This window comes from Candidatus Accumulibacter propinquus (assembly GCF_056856495.1).
In genome coordinates this window covers 254099-272814 of sequence record NZ_JBSEHC010000002.1, presented here as the reverse complement: position 1 = coordinate 272814, position 18716 = coordinate 254099, and the positions used below count along the sequence as shown (strand labels likewise).

At 62.3% G+C, this 18716-nt stretch carries 14 protein-coding genes and 1 riboswitch; of the genes, 6 read left to right on the top strand and 8 right to left on the bottom strand.

The window, feature by feature from the left end:
* Window positions 1–6 precede the first annotated feature (6 nt).
* The 7 genes from AC15MQ_RS03755 to fliW form a co-directional block, all read right to left on the bottom strand.
* Window positions 7–945 carry a chemotaxis protein gene (locus tag AC15MQ_RS03755; RefSeq protein ID WP_287665760.1) on the bottom strand — a complete coding sequence of 313 codons (939 nt, stop codon included), beginning with the start codon at window positions 943–945 and terminating at the stop codon, window positions 7–9.
* 26 nt (window positions 946–971) lie between these two features.
* Complete coding sequence (locus AC15MQ_RS03750) at window positions 972–1940, bottom strand: chemotaxis protein (RefSeq protein ID WP_483079369.1); 969 nt, start codon at window positions 1938–1940, stop codon at window positions 972–974.
* Between the two features lie 111 nt (window positions 1941–2051).
* On the bottom strand, window positions 2052–3749 hold the full coding sequence (locus tag AC15MQ_RS03745) for a methyl-accepting chemotaxis protein (protein ID WP_483079368.1): 1698 nt from the start codon (window positions 3747–3749) through the stop codon (window positions 2052–2054).
* Between the two features lie 112 nt (window positions 3750–3861).
* Window positions 3862–5901 carry a CHASE2 domain-containing protein gene (locus AC15MQ_RS03740; RefSeq protein WP_287653825.1) on the bottom strand — a complete coding sequence of 680 codons (2040 nt, stop codon included), beginning with the start codon at window positions 5899–5901 and terminating at the stop codon, window positions 3862–3864.
* Entirely contained in the window at window positions 5879–6469 is a 591-nt protein-coding gene (locus AC15MQ_RS03735) for an OmpA family protein (RefSeq protein ID WP_483079367.1), read from the bottom strand. The genes AC15MQ_RS03740 and AC15MQ_RS03735 overlap by 23 nt, the downstream gene beginning before the upstream one ends.
* Window positions 6466–6855: a FecR family protein gene (locus tag AC15MQ_RS03730; RefSeq protein WP_287653823.1), complete on the bottom strand. Its 390-nt coding sequence runs from the start codon at window positions 6853–6855 to the stop codon at window positions 6466–6468. The genes AC15MQ_RS03735 and AC15MQ_RS03730 overlap by 4 nt, the downstream gene beginning before the upstream one ends.
* Window positions 6856–7052: 197 nt before the next feature.
* Complete coding sequence (fliW, locus tag AC15MQ_RS03725) at window positions 7053–7484, bottom strand: flagellar assembly protein FliW (protein ID WP_287653822.1); 432 nt, start codon at window positions 7482–7484, stop codon at window positions 7053–7055.
* 169 nt (window positions 7485–7653) lie between these two features.
* On the opposite strand from fliW, the gene AC15MQ_RS03720 reads away from it, so the two are divergent.
* Both AC15MQ_RS03720 and AC15MQ_RS03715 read left to right on the top strand, forming a co-directional pair.
* Window positions 7654–9975: a Tex family protein gene (locus tag AC15MQ_RS03720; RefSeq protein ID WP_483079366.1), complete on the top strand. Its 2322-nt coding sequence runs from the start codon at window positions 7654–7656 to the stop codon at window positions 9973–9975.
* Between the two features lie 58 nt (window positions 9976–10033).
* Complete coding sequence (locus AC15MQ_RS03715; RefSeq protein WP_483079365.1) at window positions 10034–12571, top strand: DEAD/DEAH box helicase; 2538 nt, start codon at window positions 10034–10036, stop codon at window positions 12569–12571.
* 16 nt (window positions 12572–12587) lie between these two features.
* Here AC15MQ_RS03715 and AC15MQ_RS03710 read toward each other — a convergent pair whose 3' ends face one another.
* Window positions 12588–13514 carry a GNAT family N-acetyltransferase gene (locus AC15MQ_RS03710; protein ID WP_483079364.1) on the bottom strand — a complete coding sequence of 309 codons (927 nt, stop codon included), beginning with the start codon at window positions 13512–13514 and terminating at the stop codon, window positions 12588–12590.
* A 719-nt stretch (window positions 13515–14233) separates the two neighbouring features.
* Here AC15MQ_RS03710 and AC15MQ_RS03705 point away from each other — a divergent pair.
* From AC15MQ_RS03705 to AC15MQ_RS03690, 4 genes are all read left to right on the top strand, one after another.
* A complete protein-coding gene (locus AC15MQ_RS03705) occupies window positions 14234–15220 on the top strand; it encodes an Rpn family recombination-promoting nuclease/putative transposase (RefSeq protein ID WP_483079363.1) in 987 nt (328 codons plus the stop codon).
* A gap of 10 nt (window positions 15221–15230) precedes the next feature.
* Window positions 15231–15851, top strand: coding sequence for a DUF4351 domain-containing protein (locus tag AC15MQ_RS03700; RefSeq protein ID WP_483079362.1), 621 nt, complete (start codon window positions 15231–15233; stop codon window positions 15849–15851).
* A gap of 119 nt (window positions 15852–15970) precedes the next feature.
* Window positions 15971–16606, top strand: coding sequence for an HAD family hydrolase (locus AC15MQ_RS03695; protein ID WP_483079361.1), 636 nt, complete (start codon window positions 15971–15973; stop codon window positions 16604–16606).
* A 313-nt stretch (window positions 16607–16919) separates the two neighbouring features.
* Window positions 16920–18506 carry a hypothetical protein gene (locus tag AC15MQ_RS03690; RefSeq protein ID WP_483079360.1) on the top strand — a complete coding sequence of 529 codons (1587 nt, stop codon included), beginning with the start codon at window positions 16920–16922 and terminating at the stop codon, window positions 18504–18506.
* Between the two features lie 87 nt (window positions 18507–18593).
* Window positions 18594–18680, top strand: a riboswitch (cyclic di-GMP riboswitch).
* Window positions 18681–18716 lie beyond the last annotated feature (36 nt).

The window sequence follows — 18716 nt, the reverse complement described above, 5'->3', positions numbered from 1 at the left end:
GTTCTCTCAGCGCTCAAGCAAGGGGCGCAGCGTGTCGGCAAGAATCTCGGCGTCGAACTTGGCGACATAGGCATCCACGCCCACCACCTTGCCCATGGCGTGGTTGGCCTGAGACGACAGCGATGAATGCATGACCACCGGAATTCCCGAGAAACGCTGGTCGCTCTTGATGTTCTTGGTCAGCACATAGCCGTCCATTTCAGGCATCTCGGCATCGACCAGGATCAGGCGCAGTTCGTCACGAACACCCCTGCCGGTCTGCGCTGCGTGCGCCGCGATTCCCTGCAGGCGGGTCCAGGCCTCTGCTCCGTTCGTAGCGTGCTTGTGTTTGACGCCGAGTTTGTCGAGTACCTCGGTAATCTTCCGCCGGGCAACAATCGAATCATCGGCAAAGAATATGCCTACATCCTCCTCGACGTTGGCCGGGGGGATATCGACGATGATTGCCTCGCCAAAGGCATTGGCGAGAATCTGCTCGACATCGAGAATCGACACCAGTTTGCCGTCATCGAGTTCGGTGATTGCCGTGATCAGCCCCTGATTGCTGGACAACACACTTTCGGGAGCCTTCACCTTCTCCCAGTCGACACGTATGATCCGATCCACCTCATGTACCAGAAATCCCAGTGTCCGCTTGGAGTACTCGGCGACCATCATGGTCTTGCCGTGCTCGTGGTGTTGATCCTTGTGCTCAAGAAAGGAGATCAGAGACAACACCGGAATGACATTGCCGCGCAGCGAAATCAGGCCTTCGACGCCGCGTGGCATGTTCGGCGTCTTGGTGATGTGCGGGGTCCGACCGACTTCGCGCACCTTGAAGACGTTGATTCCGAAAATCTCGCGCGTGCCAAGAGAGAACAGCAGAATCTCCATCTTGTTGGAACCGGCGAGCCGGGTTCGCGCGTCAACGCCCTCGAGCAGGTTTTTCCTTTCAGCCAACTCCATTGTATCGCTCCAGATAAATCGCGAAATCAGGTCAACTGCACTGTCGGAAGATCCCGCTGCAACCGTCGTGTCAGCGTTTCCGAGAGGCGCTGTGGTTCGAATTTGGGAACATACTCATCGACACCGACGGACTTGCCCAACTGCTGGTTCGACATCCCCGACAGTGAGGAATGCATGATCACCGGTACGCCGGCGAAGCGAGGGTCAGACTTGATCTTCTTGGTCAGGATATAACCATCCATCTCGGGCATTTCGATGTCGGTCAATACGAGACTGATCAGGTCGGTCACTTCCTGGCCGGAAGCCTGCGCATAGGCGGCCATCTTCTCCAGTTCATCCCAGGCTTCCAGGCCATTGATCGCAGCCACGTAGCGCACGCCCATCGCCTCAAGGGTCCGTTGGATCTGCTTGCGCGCCACCGTCGAGTCGTCTGCAAAAAATACGGTCAGGCCGGGATTGTCGAGCGGCTTGATATTCCGGTAGACGATCTCGTCGTCGTAATTCGTCGTTTCCGAGAGAATCTTCTCGACGTCCATCATCATCACCAGACGACCGTCCGGCAACTCGGTCACCGCCGTCACCAGCCCCCCCATCTCGGCCAGCAGCATGGCGGGAGGAACCCGCATCTGACTCCAGTCCAGACGGAGAATGGTATCCACCCCCTCGACAAGAAAACCCTGCGTATGACCGGCGTACTCGGTGACGATCATGATCGAGCGTGGGGTCTCCGTATCTACCCGGGCATAGCGGGCCAGATCAACGACCGGCACCAGCGCCCCCCGCAAACTGACCATTCCCTCGACCGACGCGGGCATTTCCGGCGCCGAGGTAATCGGCGGCGTCCGCATCACCTCACGCACCTTGAAGACATTGATGCCGAAAGTCTCGCGTCGCCCCGTGCGCGAATCGGTCCCCAGCGAGAACAGGAGGATTTCCAGCTTGTTGGTTCCGGCCAGCTTGGTGCGGGCATCAATGTTTTTCAGCAACTCTGACATTTTTCTCTTCCTCGCGCAAAGAACAGCCCACGCCTTATCCCCGACATCTTAATCCAATACGTGGCGCCGCGTCATGATCGTCCACCGCAACACAAGCATCAGCAGGCCGGCTCAGAACTCGGTCGCGTAGCCGATGCGAAAGCCACCCCAGCGCCGACCCTTGACGAAGATGGGCGCCGAGATGTCGTGCAGGACTTCACCGGTATCGCGGCGATAGGTCTGCAGCAGGAACGGCTGTTGGTGACTGCCACAACGCTTGCCCACCGGGTCGTCGAAGATTCGCTTCCCACGGCTGTTCACGAAATCGGTCTTTTCGTCTCCGGTCAGCGGTTGCGAGAATTTCCGGTTGTGGGTGGGCACATAACCGTTGCGGTCGATGCATATGGCGTAAATCAGACATTTGTTCTGATTCAGCAGATTTTCCTGCAGTTCGACCACGTTCTGGTCGGTAAAGGCGTCGAATCGGGTCTTGAACTTCTGCGGCCGGGTGTTCGGAATCGGCTGGTAGTGGTCATCGAACAGGTCCTCCACGCTGATCCTGCCCGCATCAACCGCCTTGTCGAAGAGTTCGCCGGCAGCACGCGCTGCCTGCTGGACGGTTGCCGGCATTCTGGCGTGTGTGGCGGCCGCCTGCTCACCTGCCGGGCCGAGTTTGAAGACATTGCCGACCTCCCCAAGGTTCTCGGCCAGACACTCCACATGCTCGACCGCCAGCAGTGTCTCCGCAGTGACCGCGCTGTTGGCTTCGGCCATTTCCCTGATCGTTCGTACGTGCTCGGCGATACTCTCCCCGGTACGGCTCTGCTGGACCACCGCGGCAGCGATCGCTTCCACCTTTTCCATCGTCTCACGCGCGCCGCTGTTGATCCGCTCCAGCGACTCGGCCGCCTGCCGGGCGAGGTCTGCACCCCGGCGCGCCTGCCCACTGCCGGCCTCGATGCTGGCAATCGCAGTCTGCGTCTCGCCCTGGATCGCCGTGATCATCCGGCTGATCTCGCCGGTGGCCAGCGAGGTCCGTTCGGCAAGCTTGCGCACCTCATCGGCGACCACCGCAAAACCCCGTCCCTGGTCACCGGCACGCGCCGCCTCGATCGCCGCATTGAGGGCCAGCAGGTTGGTCTGGTCGGCAATCTCGTGGATCGTCTGGACGATCCCGCTGATTGCCCTGGAACGTTCGCCGAGCGCACACACCACCCGTGCGGACTCGGTCACCGAAGCGGCAATCTGTTCCATCTCTGCCGAAGCATTGCGCACGATTGCCATCCCTTCGGTCGACAACCTGTTCGAGGCCTCTGAAATGCTCGCAGTTTCGCTGGCGTTCTGACTGACCTCGTGCATGTTGGTGGTCAACTCGCCCATGGCACTGGCTGTCGCCAACGCGGCGTCACGCTGCTGATTCGAGCCCGATGCCACCCGGCTGGCGTCACCGATCAGTTGCCGGGAGGCCTTGCCGACCTCGACCGAGTTGAAGAGTACCTTACCGACAATGGTCGCGAATCCGCCAATCAGGCGATTGAAATCAGCCGCCACAGCAGCAATTTCATCCTCCCCCGCAACGGTTGCGCGCCTGGTCAGATCGCCATCGGCGTAGGTCTTTGCGAGCACCTCGCGCAGCACCTCAAGACGGCCCAACAGACGCCGCTCGACCACCAGGCCGATCAGCAGGGCAAGCACCACCAGTCCCCCCAAGGCGCCAAGCCAGCCGTAGAGTCCCCCACCGAACAGCCCAAGGCCCAACCAGCCGGCCAATGCTGCGGCAAGGACCTGCAGCAGCATCGCGGCGCGTATCGTCCACGCAACTCCCCTCATCCTCGTCTCCTTATCGTTTTATCCATCCATTTTATTCACTACGTTACGACATTTTTTGCCGCGCCTTGAGCTTCCCCCTGGCGCAACTCGACCACTGGCCTCGCCAGTTCAATCAAAGCGGCTCATAGATCGCCACCGGCGTAGTGCGCCCGCGCACCGTTACGCGGTCGAGCTGCCGGCAGCGCCACTCGCCGAGGGCCTGGTACGTCGCCTCGCCGATGATAACGCCCGCACCGTACTGCGCCGACAAGCCTTCGAGGCGGGAAGCCAGGTTCACCGCATCGCCGAGCACGGTATAGGAGCGACGATGACGCGAACCCATATCGCCGACAACCATCGTGCCCGTGTTGATGCCGATGCCAATCCGTAGCGACGGCCAGGCGCGGCTCGCAAAGCGCTGATTGACGCCGATCAGCGCGGCCTGCATGGCCAGGCCGGCCTCGACCGCATGCCGGGCGTGTTGTGCGTCGGCCAGCGGCGCACCCCAGAAAGCCACCAGCGCGTCGCCGACATACTTGTCCAGAGTGCCGCGATGCGCGCGGATGATATCGGTCATCACCGAGAAGTAATCGTTCATCAGCCGCGCCAGTTCGTCGGGTGGCATCCCCTCGGCCAGGGTCGTGAAACCACGTACGTCGGCGAACAGCACCGTCATCTCGGAACTACGTCCTTCCATGCTGTAATGCGTGGGATCACGATTCATCTCCTCGACCAGTTCGGGCGGAACGTACTGGCCAAACAGCTCGGTCAGACGTCGCTTGGCACGATGTTCCACGAAATAGCCGAAGAACAGATGCAGGGCCAGCAGCATCGCCACCAACAGAAGAATGGCCGCCATCGGCAGCGCCAGGCGCGCGAAGACCCAGGCGGCCAGATTGCTGGCCACCACCACCATCAACAACGACATCGCCAGCAGCACCGCCCCCGCAGGTGAAAACCTCGGCAGGCCGAGCAGCAGCGCGGTGCCGACAAACAGCAAGCCCAGGACCTCGACCCCCGGCGTATACGCGGGCGACTGCGGCAGGTTTCCCGCCAGCAGGCCGGACAACAGGTTCGCGTGCGCTTCGACACCGGGATAGGCCTCGCCGACCGGTGTGACGCGCTGGTCGAGCAGGCCCGGCGCGGTCGTTCCGAGAAGCACCACCCGGCCACGCAGGCTGTCTACCGGCACGCGGCCGGCCAGCACATCGACCGCCGAATGGTAAGCAAAACTCCCCACCGGTCCCCGAAAGGGCAGCAGCACGCCCGCCTGCTCATCCACCGCGATGCGCAGCGCTCCGCGCACCGTCAACAGTTCAAGCGCCTCCAGTGTGCCGCTCCCGGTCGACCCCGCAGGCGGTTCGGCAAAGCGCAGTTGCAGAGGTGGATTGCCCAGCAGGATCTGCGTCATCACCAGCGACAGGGCTGCGTACATCTTGTCGTCATGCCGCGCCAACAACAGCGCTCGTCGCGTCACGCCGTCGGGGTCGATTGGCGCATTGAGAAAACCGGCGGCACCGGCAGCCTGCTGTAGCCGTGGCAGGTTGGCTCCATAACCCGTCCACCGCGTCAGTTGCCCTGCCGGCTCGCCAGCACCCAGCGACAGCGGGGGCGGTAGTTCCCCGCTGCTGGCCGCACCCGCGCCACTCGACAGATGAAACCCGAGCACGACCGGATAGCGGCGGAACACTGCGGCCAGACGACCGTCGTAATCCAGCTGTGGACGCAAGCCTGCCAGGGCGGCCTGGAAAGCGTCGTTGTGGCGTAGCGGGCCGCGCCCAAGGGTATCCAGCGATGCCAAACCAGAACTCTCGTCCGGTTCGGCCAGGATCACATCCAGACCGAGCAGCAGCGCACCGTGTTGTCGAAAAATGCTGTCGACCAGATCAGCCAGGCGAGCACGATTCCACGGCCAGCGTCCCAGTTCGGCCAGCGAACGCTCGTCGATGTCGACGATGGCGATGCGTGGGTCAGGTTCCGCACGCGCCAACAAACGCACGCGGGCGTCGTAGAGCAATGCGTCGATCCGGTTCAGGAAACCGAGTTCGATATGGCCAGAAGCGTGCGCGAGCAGCACGCCAAGCACGGCAACACCCAACCACTGCCACAGGTCGAGCGGCGCCAGTCGGCGCAAAAACGTGCGCGCCAGATCAACGGAGCTTGATGTCGACACGGCGGTTACGCGGCTCGGCCACCTCGTCAGCGGTGACCACCACCGGTTCGCGCTCCCCTCGCCCGGCCACGGAAATGGCATCGCGCGGCACCCCCGCCCCGACCAGGCGTTCCCGCACCAGCTCCGCGCGCTGCAACGACAACCGATCGTTGAACTCGCGAGCCCCCATCCGATCCGTATGGCCGATGACCACCGCTTCGCCGGCGGGCAGGGCCGCCAGTTCGGTGCCAACATTCGCCAGCAGGCTCCGCGACGCCGGCGTCAATACGTCTTTGCCGGCCTCGAAATGAACCACGAAGAAGCGCGGCCGCGGTGGCTGCATGTCGAGCAACGGGCCGAAGGCCTCGCGCACCATCGCGGCGCTGGTGCTCAGCCTGGTCACCTTGCCGCCTGCCACGTCGACGCCGGTATAGGGCTCGGAAAGTACCATTTCTCCAGAGGCCGCAGTCACCGACAGGGCACCCGTACGACCATCCGGTCCCGGCAGCAGGACCACATGGTCGGTCAACCGCGCACAGGCCGCGAGACCCAGGACGACCAAAGACAGCAGGCAGGTCGCTCGTCTCACTCGCCGTCTCCCCGCGCTTCGATGATGAACTCGGTGCCCCGGATGCCCAGCACGACGGTCGGCGTCTTGAAGCTGACATTCTGCGGCGCCTGCTTGCCGATCAGGCCGGTCACCACGCTCAGCGTCCCCTTGAGCAGCGTGGCCAGCAGGTTGCCGTCGTTGGTCGTGGTATTGAAGCGGAATTCGTTGATCAACAGGGTACTGCCCGGCCCGGCGGTGAGCAGGGTGTCATCGGACAGGGTGATTCCCACCGCACCATCAGCCGCTGTACGCACCCGGTCCCCGACGTAAACCGGGGTACCCACCTCGACCGCCCGGGTTTGTCCGGCTCGCTCGACAGTGACACTACCTTGACTGCGCTTGACCCTGCCGGCAGGTAGTTCCATCTCGGCAGCGCCGACCGCAGAAACCAGGCAGAGCACGAGCAGCGATCTTACGCAATTACCGCAAATCGCCCGCCATTCTGGATCCGGGTTGGCGGGAACAGTTCCGAAAACCCTCCGCCCAAGCGCCCTGCCTTCGCGAAAGCACCGGCCAATCACGAACACGACAGCCGAAAACCAGAACCCCTGTACCTTCAAGCTCAACGCGCGCGGTACAGCAGTGTCGGATGCACCTCCTGCAACACTTTCTGCATCGCCCGACGGTTGCTCAGGTTCAGGATGATCGGCGAACGGGTATTGGCCGCAATCTTCCCACCCTCGGCCGCGTCGCGGTACACGATGACCACCACCGCCGCATCCTCGGCTTTCTCCAGCCCGAGCAGCGCGCAGTCAGCGTCGGAAAGTTCGATCTGGTATTCGACATCCAGCATCTCGGGGGCCACAATCGGAAACATCACCTCGGCGTCGTCCAGCGACTGTAGCCAGAAGACCCTGGGATTGCTGCCTTCCTCGTGGAAAATCGTGAACTGCGTGCAGTGCGCAAAACCCGCAACCCCCTCGGCAAAAGTGAATACGGTATCCGGATCAACCGGCACGTCTCTCAGACCAAAGTGTTCGATATCGATTTTCATGATGCCTCCCTGAGCCACAGCGGGATGTCGCTGCCCAAGACTGGCAATTTAACCCTTTTCTCGGTACGGCGGCAATGCAATCGGCCTGGCGGCCGTCGGTGTTCTTGAGTTTTGCCTGCCGATTCTGCATAGTTCGGCCTTTTTCAAACCCTCCAACCTGTGCTCGCTCATGCCGCCCTCGATCGAAACCCGTGTTGCCCAGCAGATTGCCGAAAAGATTGCCGCAGAAGTGGCCTGTCGCCCTCAACAGGTGCTGGCCACCGCCGCCCTGCTCGACGAAGGCGCCACGGTGCCGTTCATCGCCCGCTATCGCAAGGAGGTTACCGGGGGACTCGACGACATCCAGTTGCGCCTGCTCGACGAACGCCTGACCTACCTGCGCGAACTCGAAGACCGGCGCAGATCTGTCCTCGCCTCGATTGACGAGCAGGGCAAGCTGAGCCCGGAGCTGGCAGCGGCAATCAACGCCGCGGACACCAAGCAACGCCTCGAAGATCTTTATCTGCCGTACAAGCCGAAGCGGCGCAGCAAGGCGCAAGCCGCCCGGGAAGCCGGTCTCGCACCACTCGCCGAAGCCCTGCTCGCCAACCCGCTGCTGGCCCCTGAAGTCGAGGCCGAACGCTTCATCAACGCCGACGCCGGCTTCAGCGACGTCAGAAGCGTGCTCGACGGCGCCCGCCAGATTCTGATGGAACAGTTTTCGGAAGACGCCGCCCTGCTCGGCGAGTTGCGCAGCTACCTCGAGGCGCATGGCTTCGTGAAATCGACGCTCGTCGCCGGCAAGGAAATCGAGGCCGCCAAGTTCCAGGACTATTTTGCCTACGCCGAACCCCTCCTGGCGGTTCCCTCGCATCGCGCCCTGGCGCTGTTCCGCGGCCGTAACGAGGGCCTGCTGCAACTGGCGCTGGTTCTCGACAATGAACTCGACGACCAGGCGAATGGCCCCAACCCGTGTGAATCGCGCATCGCGCGGCGCTTCGGCATCGTCGACCAGGGCCGACCAGCCGACCGGTGGCTTGCCGAAACGGTGCGCTGGACCTGGCGCATCAAGGCTTCGCTGCACCTCGAACTGGAATTGATGAATGCGCTGCGCGAGCGCGCCGAAGCCGAGGCGATCCGGGTGTTTGGCGCCAACCTGCACGATCTGCTGCTCGCCGCACCCGCCGGCAAGCACGCCACCATGGGCCTCGATCCCGGCCTGCGCACCGGCGTCAAGGTCGCCGTCGTCGACCCCACCGGCAAACTCCTCGACACCGCCACGATCTACCCACACGAGCCGCGCCGTGACTGGGACGGCGCGCTGCACACCCTGGCCCAGCTCGCGCGCAGGCACCAGGTCGCCCTGATCAGCATCGGCAACGGCACCGCCTCGCGCGAGACCGATCGCCTGGTTGGCGACCTGATCCGCCAGCACGCGGACCTGCACCTTGGCAAGATCGTCGTCTCGGAGGCTGGCGCTTCGGTCTATTCGGCTTCCGAATACGCCTCGCGCGAATTCCCGGACCTCGACGTCAGCCTGCGCGGCGCCGTATCGATTGCCCGTCGCCTGCAGGACCCGCTGGCCGAGCTGGTGAAGATCGACCCCAAGTCCATCGGGGTCGGCCAGTACCAGCATGACGTCAGCCAGAGCAAGCTGGCCAAAGCGCTCAACGGCGTGGTCGAGGACTGTGTGAACGCGGTCGGGGTAGACGTCAACACCGCGTCGGTAGCGCTCCTGACCCGCGTTTCCGGCCTCAGCCCGACGCTGGCGGCGAACATCGTGACCCATCGCGACCAGCATGGCGCCTTCCGCAACCGACAGGCACTCCGGGGTGTCCCGCGTCTCGGCGACAAGACTTTCGAGTTGGCCGCCGGTTTCCTGCGCGTGCATGAGAGCGACAACCCGCTTGATCGTTCGGCGGTACACCCCGAAGCCTACCCGCTCGTCGAGAGAATTCTCGCCGACATCCGGAAAGGCATCGGCGAAGTGATCGGTGACTCACGACTGCTCAGGACGCTGGTGCCGGAAAAATTCATCGACGACAAGTTCGGCCTGCCGACCGTTCGCGACATCCTCAAGGAACTCGAAAAACCGGGCCGCGACCCGCGCCCGGAGTTCAGGACCGCCGCTTTCCGGGAGGGCGTCGAATCCGCCAAGGACCTGCAGCCGGGGATGATTCTCGAAGGCGTGGTCACCAACGTCGCCAACTTCGGCGCCTTTGTCGACATCGGCGTGCACCAGGACGGACTGGTGCATATCTCGGCGATCGCCGACAGGTTCGTCAAGGACCCACGTACGGTCGTCAAGGCCGGCGATGTGGTCAAGGTCAAGGTGCTCGAAGTGGATCTGGCGCGCCAGCGTATTGCGCTGAGCATGCGTCTCGCCGAGGCGCTGCCGAACACACAGAAAGCCGCGCCCGCACCGGCCTCGGCCAGGGCCCGGGAGCGCCAGCACAGCCAGCCACAACCGAGCAGCGCCATGGCCAGCGCCTTTGCCCGCCTGAAACGCTGACCGCAGTGACCGCCGAGAGCCTCCCTCGCCAAGCTGATCAATAACAACCGATAACGCCATGAGCAAGATACCCGGAAACACCGCCACCAGGAACAACAAGGCTCCCGCCCGCAGCGCTGCCGAACCGCGCCTCTCGCGCCAGCGCAAACCCGCCGACCTGGCGGCCGATGAATGGCAAAGGGCGTTGCGCCGGCAATTCGGCCGCGAGCAGAAGTTCGGCCTGGAGAACCTCGGCGACGATCCGGTTTTCTCCGAATTCGCGGTGTTCAACCCTGAAAGTCGCAGCCGCTACCGGGTGTCGATTCGCGGAGCACTTGCCGGCGACAACTACTGCGCGTGTCCCGACTTTGCCACCAACCATCTCGGTACCTGCAAGCACATCGAATTCACGCTGGCGCAGATCGGCGCCCGACCGGGGGGCAAGACCGCGCTCGCACGCGGCTTCCCGGGATCGTTCAGCGAACTCTTTCTCGACTATAGCGGACAGCGGCGTGTCCGCCTCCGTCTGGGCAGCGATTTTCCACCCGATCTGCAGCCGGCGGCGCGGCGTCTGTTCGATCCTGCCGATGGCTGGCAGTTGCCGCCGCAGCACTTTACCGATCTGCCGGCGTTCGTGGACCACGTTCGCGCCGCCGGCCATGAGTTGCGCTGCGCTGATGACGCCCTGTCCTTCGTCGCCGAAGTCCGCGACGGCGAACTACGCCGGCACGCGCTCGCCGCGGCCTATCCGATGGGCGCCGACAGCCATGACCTGCAAACCCTGCTCAAGGTCGCGCTTTATCCCTACCAACGCGAAGGCGCACTCTTTGCTGCACGCGCCGGCCGCGCTCTGATCGGCGATGAAATGGGCCTGGGCAAAACCGTACAGGCAATCGCCGCAGTGGAAATCTTCGCCCGCCACTTCGCCGCAGAACGGGTGCTGATCGTCTGCCCGACCTCGCTCAAGCATCAGTGGGAGCGCGAGTTCGCCCGCTTCACCGAACGCCGCGCAACGGTCATCGGTGGCTTGCGCAGCGTGCGCCAGGCGCGTTATGCGCAGGACGACTTCTGCAAGATCACCAACTACGAAACGCTGAGCCGCGACCTCGACCTGATCCAGGCCTGGGCGCCGGACGTGGTGATCGTCGACGAAGCACAGCGGATCAAGAACTGGAACACCATTGCCGCACGAGCGCTGAAGCGTATCGACAGTCCCTACGCCATCGTGCTGACCGGCACACCCCTGGAAAACCGGCTTGAAGAACTGATCTCGATCGTCCAGTTCGTCGATCAGTACCGCCTGGGGCCCACCTGGCGCCTGCTCGACGAACATCAGCAGCGCGATGAGCGCGGACGCGTCACCGGCTACCGCGATCTGCACCGGATCGGCGAGACGCTGGCGCCAATCCTGTTGCGCCGGCGCAAGGCCGAGGTACTGGACCAACTGCCCGAGCGCGTCGACAACACCCTGTTCATGCCGATGAGTCAGCTGCAGGCAGACCATCACGAAGAGAACCGCCAAGTGGTCGCGCGCATCGTCCAACGCTGGCGCCACACCGGTTTCCTCTCCGACAAGGACCAGTTGCGTCTGCACTGTTCGCTGCAGAACATGCGCATGGCGTGCAACAGCAGCTTCCTGATCGACCACGAGACCGACGACGGCTACAAGGCCGACGAATTGCTGGCCCTGCTCGATGACATCCTGAGCGACCCACAGGCCAAGGTCGTCGTCTTCAGCCAGTGGCTGCGGACACACGAATTGATCGTCCGCCGCCTTCGCCAGCGCGGCTGGGAGCACGTGCTGTTCCACGGCGGCGTGCCGGGCGAAAAGCGTGGAGCACTCGTCGACCGTTTCAACAGTGATCCCGCCTGCAGACTGTTTCTCAGCACCGACGCCGGCGGCGTCGGTCTCAACCTGCAACACGCGGCGGCGGTGGTGATCAATATGGATCTCCCGTGGAATCCGGCAGTGCTCGAACAACGCATCGGTCGTGTGCACCGCCTGGGCCAGACGCGCGGCGTGCAGGTGATCAACTTCGTCGCCAGGGGAACGATCGAGGAAGGCATGCTCTCGGTGCTCGCGTTCAAGCAGTCCTTGTTTGCCGGCATCCTCGACGGCGGCGAGAGCGAGATCGTCCTGCAGGGCACACGTCTGTCGAAATTCATGGAAACCGTCGAACAGGTCTCCAGTGCCGCGCAAAGCGAAACCCCGGTGTACGAGGAATGTCAGGACAGCTCGCCGCTTGATGCCACGGCGGAAAGCGGGACGGCAACCGACAGTGGGGAAGAATACCGGCAATCCGAACCTACCAGCGAGGCCGAGGAGACCGCCGCTGGCGAACCCCGCCCCGAACCCTGCCCAACTCCCACTGCCGAGACGCTGTCACCCACCGCCGCGACACCACCGGGGGCCGCCGATCCCTGGGCACCGCTGCTGTCGGCCGGCATGCAATTGCTCGGCGAACTGGCAAAGGCATCCAGTGACGAAAGCGAGTCGCCGTGGGTACAAACCGATTCGGCGACCGGGCAACGCTACCTCAAGCTGCCCGTACCCGACCCTCAGACCGTGCAGCGCCTCGCCGAAGGCCTCCTCGGACTGCTCGGTGGGCGCAGGTAGCGCCGCAGCAAGCCCCTCAATCCGTGCTGAGCGGCCGAACCTGGCGTCGCCGCCATGCGGCGATTTGCTTGAGCAGCGGCAAGCGATACATCGTGAAGTGATGCAAGGTGCGCTTGTTGTCCGTCCACTTCGTATGCCAGTCCATCATTCGGCCGTAGTATTCCACCCGACTGACGATTTTTCTCTGGAACAGGTATGCAAGCTGCTCCTGACTCAGCAGAAAGGCCGGCGAGAAGGCCTTGATCGATTCGTCGTAAGTCGTTTTCAGGATAGTCAGAATTCCCCGGCGTTGCAGGCAAAGATTGGAAGCAACGACGCGGTCATCAAACAGGTATTCGAAGACCACCGCTTCGCCCCGCGTTGCCGCGTCTTCGAGCAATCTCCGGTAAAAGTGCCCCTGGGCATTGTCGCAGTGGATCGCTGTCCCCTGCCCCGCCTTCCAGCCGGCACTCTCCAGCGCGCCATATCGCTCGACGGCGGCAGCCATCCCTGAGCCATCCGTCAAGACGCGCATTTGCACGCTGACGCCCTGGGCCACCAATTTGCTCCTCTGCTTGCGCAGGTTCTGGCGCAGGTTCTTGCCGCGCGCGTTCCAGAAATCTTCAAACGACCCTGCGAGGTCGATCCATCCGGTTTCGATGTAGTCGCTGCTCTGGCTGTCGGTGGTGTCTTCACTGCGCGAGCAAAGGCCAGGATCAATCTGGGTAATCGAAAGCGACAGGCACAAGCCAAGCGGCCCCCGGACCAGACTACGTGCCAGATCCGCGAGCGCCAGAGAAGGGTCAGCCACCCAGGCTCCAAGCGGGCTCTGGGAGGGCTGAAAGGTGCACCAGAGAAAGTTTGGTAGCGGCACAAGGAGGAACATTGCGGCCACCTGTGGGCCGCGCTTGCCGACCAGCAGTTTCTCGCTTCCGTCACCAAAGATCTCGAGCGCAGCGATCATTGCATCCGCCGAGAGAAAAGGCAGGTCACCACGTCTGGCGTTCAGCCGGTCCCACGCCGTTGAAAGCTCCGGCGTTTGCTTCAGCGCCGAGGCCGCCAGCCTGGTCCAGACAATAACTGGCAAAGTGCCTTCAGGGCTCGCTTTTCTGCCAAACCCAGTGCGACTGACGAGCAGCTCGCCGCCCGGCGATCCGCCAGCTTGGCTGGTGTCGACAAAGTACGTACCCAGCCCCTGTCGTTCAAGAGGCAACGGTCGCTCGAAAGCGGTGGTGATGGTTTGTGCCAGAGATTCCCCGGTGCAGGGAACCCAACCGGGATGCGCCAGTCGAGTCATTGCAATCCTTTCAAAGGCATGGCGTCGGAAACACGACGCGAAATTTCAAGGCTGGAGTACGTCTTTCAGGAATGGCCGGTGCGCTGAGCAGCTTCCTGGTGTTGTTGGCACCCAATCGTTCTGCCCGTTGAATGAGCAGCGCGATGACCAGAATCCAGACACGGATAAACGATAAACGCGATCCCACTCGGATGCTGTGCGAATAGTCACGCGGACAGGAGTGAGATTGCGCGCAGCGTTCCTGATGTGGCCCAGCACGCGCCAGGTCCAGACACCCGTCCGGAAAGCGATCGGCGAGACCGTGACTTCGCAGCGCCTGCTCGATACCTCTCCGGCGCTTCGGGCCCGGTTTGCGCGTCCGATTCCAAGGCACTACAATCGACGCCATGGTTCAGTTGCACGATACAGGCTACAAGTACCTCTTTTCGCACGCCGACCTGGTGCGAGAACTCCTCGAGGTGTTTGCCCCACCGGGCGTGGCGGAGTGGCTGGACTACGCCACGCTCCGCCCGGAAACCGGCAACTTCATCACTCCGGCCATGAAGAAGCGTGAAGACGATGTGGTGTGGTCCATCGAACTGCAAGGGCAGCGCGTCTACCTTTATCTGCTGCTGGAATTTCAGTCGGCCATCGACAAGGGCATGCCGGTGCGGATGATGCAATACGTTGCCGCGCTGTACGACCATCTGGTGCGCAGCAAGGCCATCGACCTGGCAAACGGCCTGCCACCGGTCCTGCCGATGGTGATCTACAATGGCGATGCGCGCTGGAACGGCAGTACCCAGATCTTCGACCTGATTCAACCCCACCCGCCGGAACTGACGGCGTTTCAGCCCAAGCTGAAATTCTGGTTGCTCGACGAGGGGCGGTTCAGTGCGGAATATCTCGACGGGTTGCAACGGGTGATGGCGGCAATCTTCCGGATGGAACATACCCGCGATATGGAAGACACCAAACGGGCGATCCGCTATTTGGGTCGGGCCGTCGCCCAATCGCCCTTCAAACAGACCATTGACCGCGCGGTGATGCAGTGGATGCGCTACCGATTGAGCCGGAAGATGCCCGGCCTGCCACTGCCAACACTGGATGAACTTCTGAGAGGAACCGACATGCTGGAAACGAACATGGATCAATGGAAAGCCAAAGCGGTGGCGGAGGGCGTCCTGATCGGCGAGCAAAGAGGTTTACAGATGGGCAAGCTCGAAGGCGAGTCTCTGGCCCTGCAACACCTGCTTACCCGACGGTTTGGCCCGATCCCGCCGGACATGCTCGAGCAGATCGCGGCGGCCAACCTCGAACAGATCGAAACCTGGTTCGACGCCGCAATCAACGCGCCACACATTGCCGCCGTGTTCACCCCGACGTCCAACTGACACGAGAAAGGTGGAGCAGACGACGTTTCATGCACGGCTGAAATTCTGGTTGCTCGACGAGGGGCGGTTCAGTGCGGAATATCTCGACGGGCTGCAACGGCTGATGGCGGCAATCTTCCGGATGGAACATGCCCACGATACGGAAGACACCAAACGGGCGATCCGCTACTTGGGTCGGGCCGTCGCCCAATCGCCCTTCAAACAGACCATTGACCGCGGGGTGATGCAGCGGATGCGCTACCGATTGAGCCGGAAGATGCCCGGCCTGCCACTGCCAACACGGGATGAACTGCTGAGAGGAACCGAGATGCTGGAAACGAACATGGATCAATGGAAAGCCAAAGCGGTGGCGGAGGGTGTCCTGATCGGCGAGCAAAGAGGTTTACAGTTAGGCAAGCTCGAAGGCAGGCTCGAAGGTAAGCAAGAGGGGAAGCTCGAGGGGAAGCTCGAGGGGAAGCTCGAAGGCGAGTCTCTGGCCCTGCAACGCCTGCTTGTCCGACGGTTTGGCTCAATCCCGCCGGCCATGCTCGAGCAGATCGCGGCGGCCAACCTCGAACAGATCGAAACCTGGTTCGACGCCGCAATCAACGCGCCACATCTTGCCGCCGTGTTCACCCCGACGTCCAATTGACGAGAGGATTGCAGGAAATGTTGTCCCCGTCGGGCAGACCGCACCAGGAGGTCCCATCCGGACTGAAGATCCTTCTCCCAAATACGCGAATTCTTCACAACCCCTGAGCGGATCACCCCATGTTTCGTTCCATCATTTTCGATCTAGACGGCACGCTGATTGACTCCCGTGCGGCGATACTGGACGCTTTCGGCAAAGCCCTGGCGGCACGAGGCATCGAGCCCAGGATCCCGTGGTCGGCAGTCCGCATCGGCCCTCCGCTCACCGAGACACTGCGCGAGTTGGTCGGCGATAGTGACGAGACACTTCTGGACGCCCTGACCGAGCAGTTCAAGGCGCACTACGATACGAGTGGCTACCGCGCCAGCGAAGTTTTCGCTGGCGTACAGGAGTTGCTCGATGCCTTGACGGCGGCTGGCGCGCATTGCTTCCTGGCAACCAACAAACGCATCGCGCCAACCCGCCTGATCCTGAGTCACCTGCAGTGGGAGCAACACTTCCGCGACGTCTATGCGCTCGACCGCGAAACTCCTCGGCTGCAAGACAAGACCACAATGCTGGCCCGACTCCTCACGGCGCATGCACTCGTTGCCGAAGACACCATCTATGTCGGCGACACGCCGGAAGACGAGGTTGCCGCTGCAGCCAATGGCCTCCACTTCGCTGCGGTCATCTGGGGCTACGGAAAGTTTGTTACGACAACCAGCCCCCGCTTCGCCAGTGTGTCTGCGCTGCTGGATTATTTGAGCAAGTGAAGCAGTCCGGCGACGCCAGCGGCAGCTTCACCACAGCAGACGTTGCTGTCGCGCGACTCGATATCCGGGCGGTGGTACATCGCCTCCGGGAACGCAGCTTCACCACAGCAGACGATGCTGTCGCGCGACACTGAATGTGCCGCTGCAAACCCTCGGCGATGCGACAATCGCCATGACATTGAGTCTGCAAGAGGCAGCAGGCCCGATGCTCCAGGACCTACGGCCACCGAGTTCCCCGGAAAGCGCTATTCATGAAGCGCACCGGTCAACGCACTGGGAGTGGCGTGCGAATCAGTTGGATCCCCAGTGGAGAATGCTGCGCACAACTGCCGCCCTGCTAGTGGTCTGCAGTTTCTGCCTCTTCCTGCCCACTCTGTTCCACAACCTGTTCGCCGATGACGACATCTACCTGGCGTTCACCAATCGCATGGTGCGGTATCTGCCATGGGCTGACCTCTATCTGTTCCTGTTGAAGCCGGCCAATGCCTGGGAATTCCTGCCGCTGCGTGACTTTGGCTACTGGCTTGATTTTCGACTGTTTGGCGACGATCCCTTTGGCTTCCACTTTTCGAATCTCGCCTGGTACGGGCTCTCCGCAGCCGCCTTCTGGTGGCTGATCAAGGAACTGATCCTGCTCTTCCGACCAGCCTGGACTGGCCAGGCCAGCGTTTTGGCGCTTTGCGGTAGCGTGCTGTTCGTCGTCCACCCCGCCCATGTCGAGGCGGCGGCCTGGGTCGCTTCCCGCAAGGACCTCATGGCCGGTGCCATTGGTTTTCTGGCGGCAGCGACACTCGCCCGTGGCCTGCGAACCGGATGGCCCTACAGGTACGGGTTGTCTGCAGCAGTGCTGCTGCTGTTGGCCTGTTTCAGCAAGGCCGCAGGGATGGCCCAGGTGCTTTTCTTGACGACGCTGATTGTCGCAGCCTGGCGACAGGATCCAGAGGTTGCCACAGAGAGGAAAATCGCGACCCTGATGCTACTATGGGTGGTTGTTGTCTTCGCCGCGATCGTGCATATGAAGGTCGCCGAGACAACCGGCATCCGCATCGAGAACCACCCCGGCGGAATGGCCGTGTTCGACCGCGCGTCGAGAATATTCAGCATGCTGGGTGGCCTGCTGCTACTTCCCCATCCCATGGGGCTCTACCACGATGTGTATCGGATGGGCGAATGGCACTGGCTGACTTCCATGGCCGGAGTGCTGCTGACACTGCTGGCTCTTGCTGTCCTCTGCGTGCGGCGTGTACTGTGGCCTCTCGGCGTCGTGCTGGCCGTCGTGCCCTGGGCTGTCTACCTGCAGCTGATACCCTTCACCACCTGGTCGATGGCCAGCGAACGTTTCCTGTTCGTTTCGGTTGGTGGCCTCGCCATCGTACTGGTCGATGTCATGGGTTGTCTGGCGCAGCCGCGCAGAATCATCGCCCTGCTGTTGATGATAAGCGTGCCGATGGCGCTGATCACCTGGAAGCGTGTAGGCGAATGGGAGCTCGGGACGACGCTGCGCGCCCTGGAGTATGAGCGACAACCCGAATTCCACAACGCCATACGAGATCAGATTTTGCCTGTCCTGTTATCGAAACAACGCTATCTGGAAGCGGAAACACTTGCCAGGCGAGTTCACCGCGGCTACGGGGCTGCTGCTTTGCTTGCACTGGTACACGCTGAAAGCGCTTTCACTGAGTGGGACAAGAGTCGTGCGGCGGGACCGCCGACCCCTGCATCCGGACTTACATACTGCTTGGCAATGACCTCCGTCCGCCACGCGTTGTCTGTAGGCTACGCGCAAATCCTGGGCGAACCCGATGTCTCCTACAATAATCTGCTACGCTCCATTGAGCGACAGACAAAGATCCGTTTCGGGTATGCGCCCGGAATCTGTGGAGCGATTCCGGCCACCTGATCCGACAAAACCGCCAATCGAAGTTTTTCATCGGTTGCTTTTGATGCAGGTCAACAACAGTCATTGATTGTCGGTTAGTCTATCAAGAGAAGATAAGAGCAAACGGAGCGAGAGCCCCGGACGCAAAACCGCAGGCCCTAACTTGAAGTTTGGAAGGGTGGCTGGGTTGCCGTAGTCCATGCACGTTCGTGCTGGCGTCTGTCACTTTCC

What these genes read in the sequence shown, in the direction of transcription:
- AC15MQ_RS03690 (WP_483079360.1), top strand. Translation starts at nt 16,920, where the DNA reads ATGCTGCGCACAACTGCCGCCCTGCTAGTGGTCTGCAGTTTCTGCCTC.
- AC15MQ_RS03705 (WP_483079363.1), top strand. Translation starts at nt 14,234, where the DNA reads ATGGTTCAGTTGCACGATACAGGCTACAAGTACCTCTTTTCGCACGCC.
- fliW (WP_287653822.1), bottom strand. Translation starts at nt 7,484, where the DNA reads ATGAAAATCGATATCGAACACTTTGGTCTGAGAGACGTGCCGGTTGAT.
- AC15MQ_RS03745 (WP_483079368.1), bottom strand. Translation starts at nt 3,749, where the DNA reads ATGAGGGGAGTTGCGTGGACGATACGCGCCGCGATGCTGCTGCAGGTC.
- AC15MQ_RS03730 (WP_287653823.1), bottom strand. Translation starts at nt 6,855, where the DNA reads ATGGAACTACCTGCCGGCAGGGTCAAGCGCAGTCAAGGTAGTGTCACT.
- AC15MQ_RS03695 (WP_483079361.1), top strand. Translation starts at nt 15,971, where the DNA reads ATGTTTCGTTCCATCATTTTCGATCTAGACGGCACGCTGATTGACTCC.
- AC15MQ_RS03715 (WP_483079365.1), top strand. Translation starts at nt 10,034, where the DNA reads ATGAGCAAGATACCCGGAAACACCGCCACCAGGAACAACAAGGCTCCC.
- AC15MQ_RS03720 (WP_483079366.1), top strand. Translation starts at nt 7,654, where the DNA reads ATGCCGCCCTCGATCGAAACCCGTGTTGCCCAGCAGATTGCCGAAAAG.
- AC15MQ_RS03755 (WP_287665760.1), bottom strand. Translation starts at nt 945, where the DNA reads ATGGAGTTGGCTGAAAGGAAAAACCTGCTCGAGGGCGTTGACGCGCGA.
- AC15MQ_RS03750 (WP_483079369.1), bottom strand. Translation starts at nt 1,940, where the DNA reads ATGTCAGAGTTGCTGAAAAACATTGATGCCCGCACCAAGCTGGCCGGA.
- AC15MQ_RS03710 (WP_483079364.1), bottom strand. Translation starts at nt 13,514, where the DNA reads ATGATCGCTGCGCTCGAGATCTTTGGTGACGGAAGCGAGAAACTGCTG.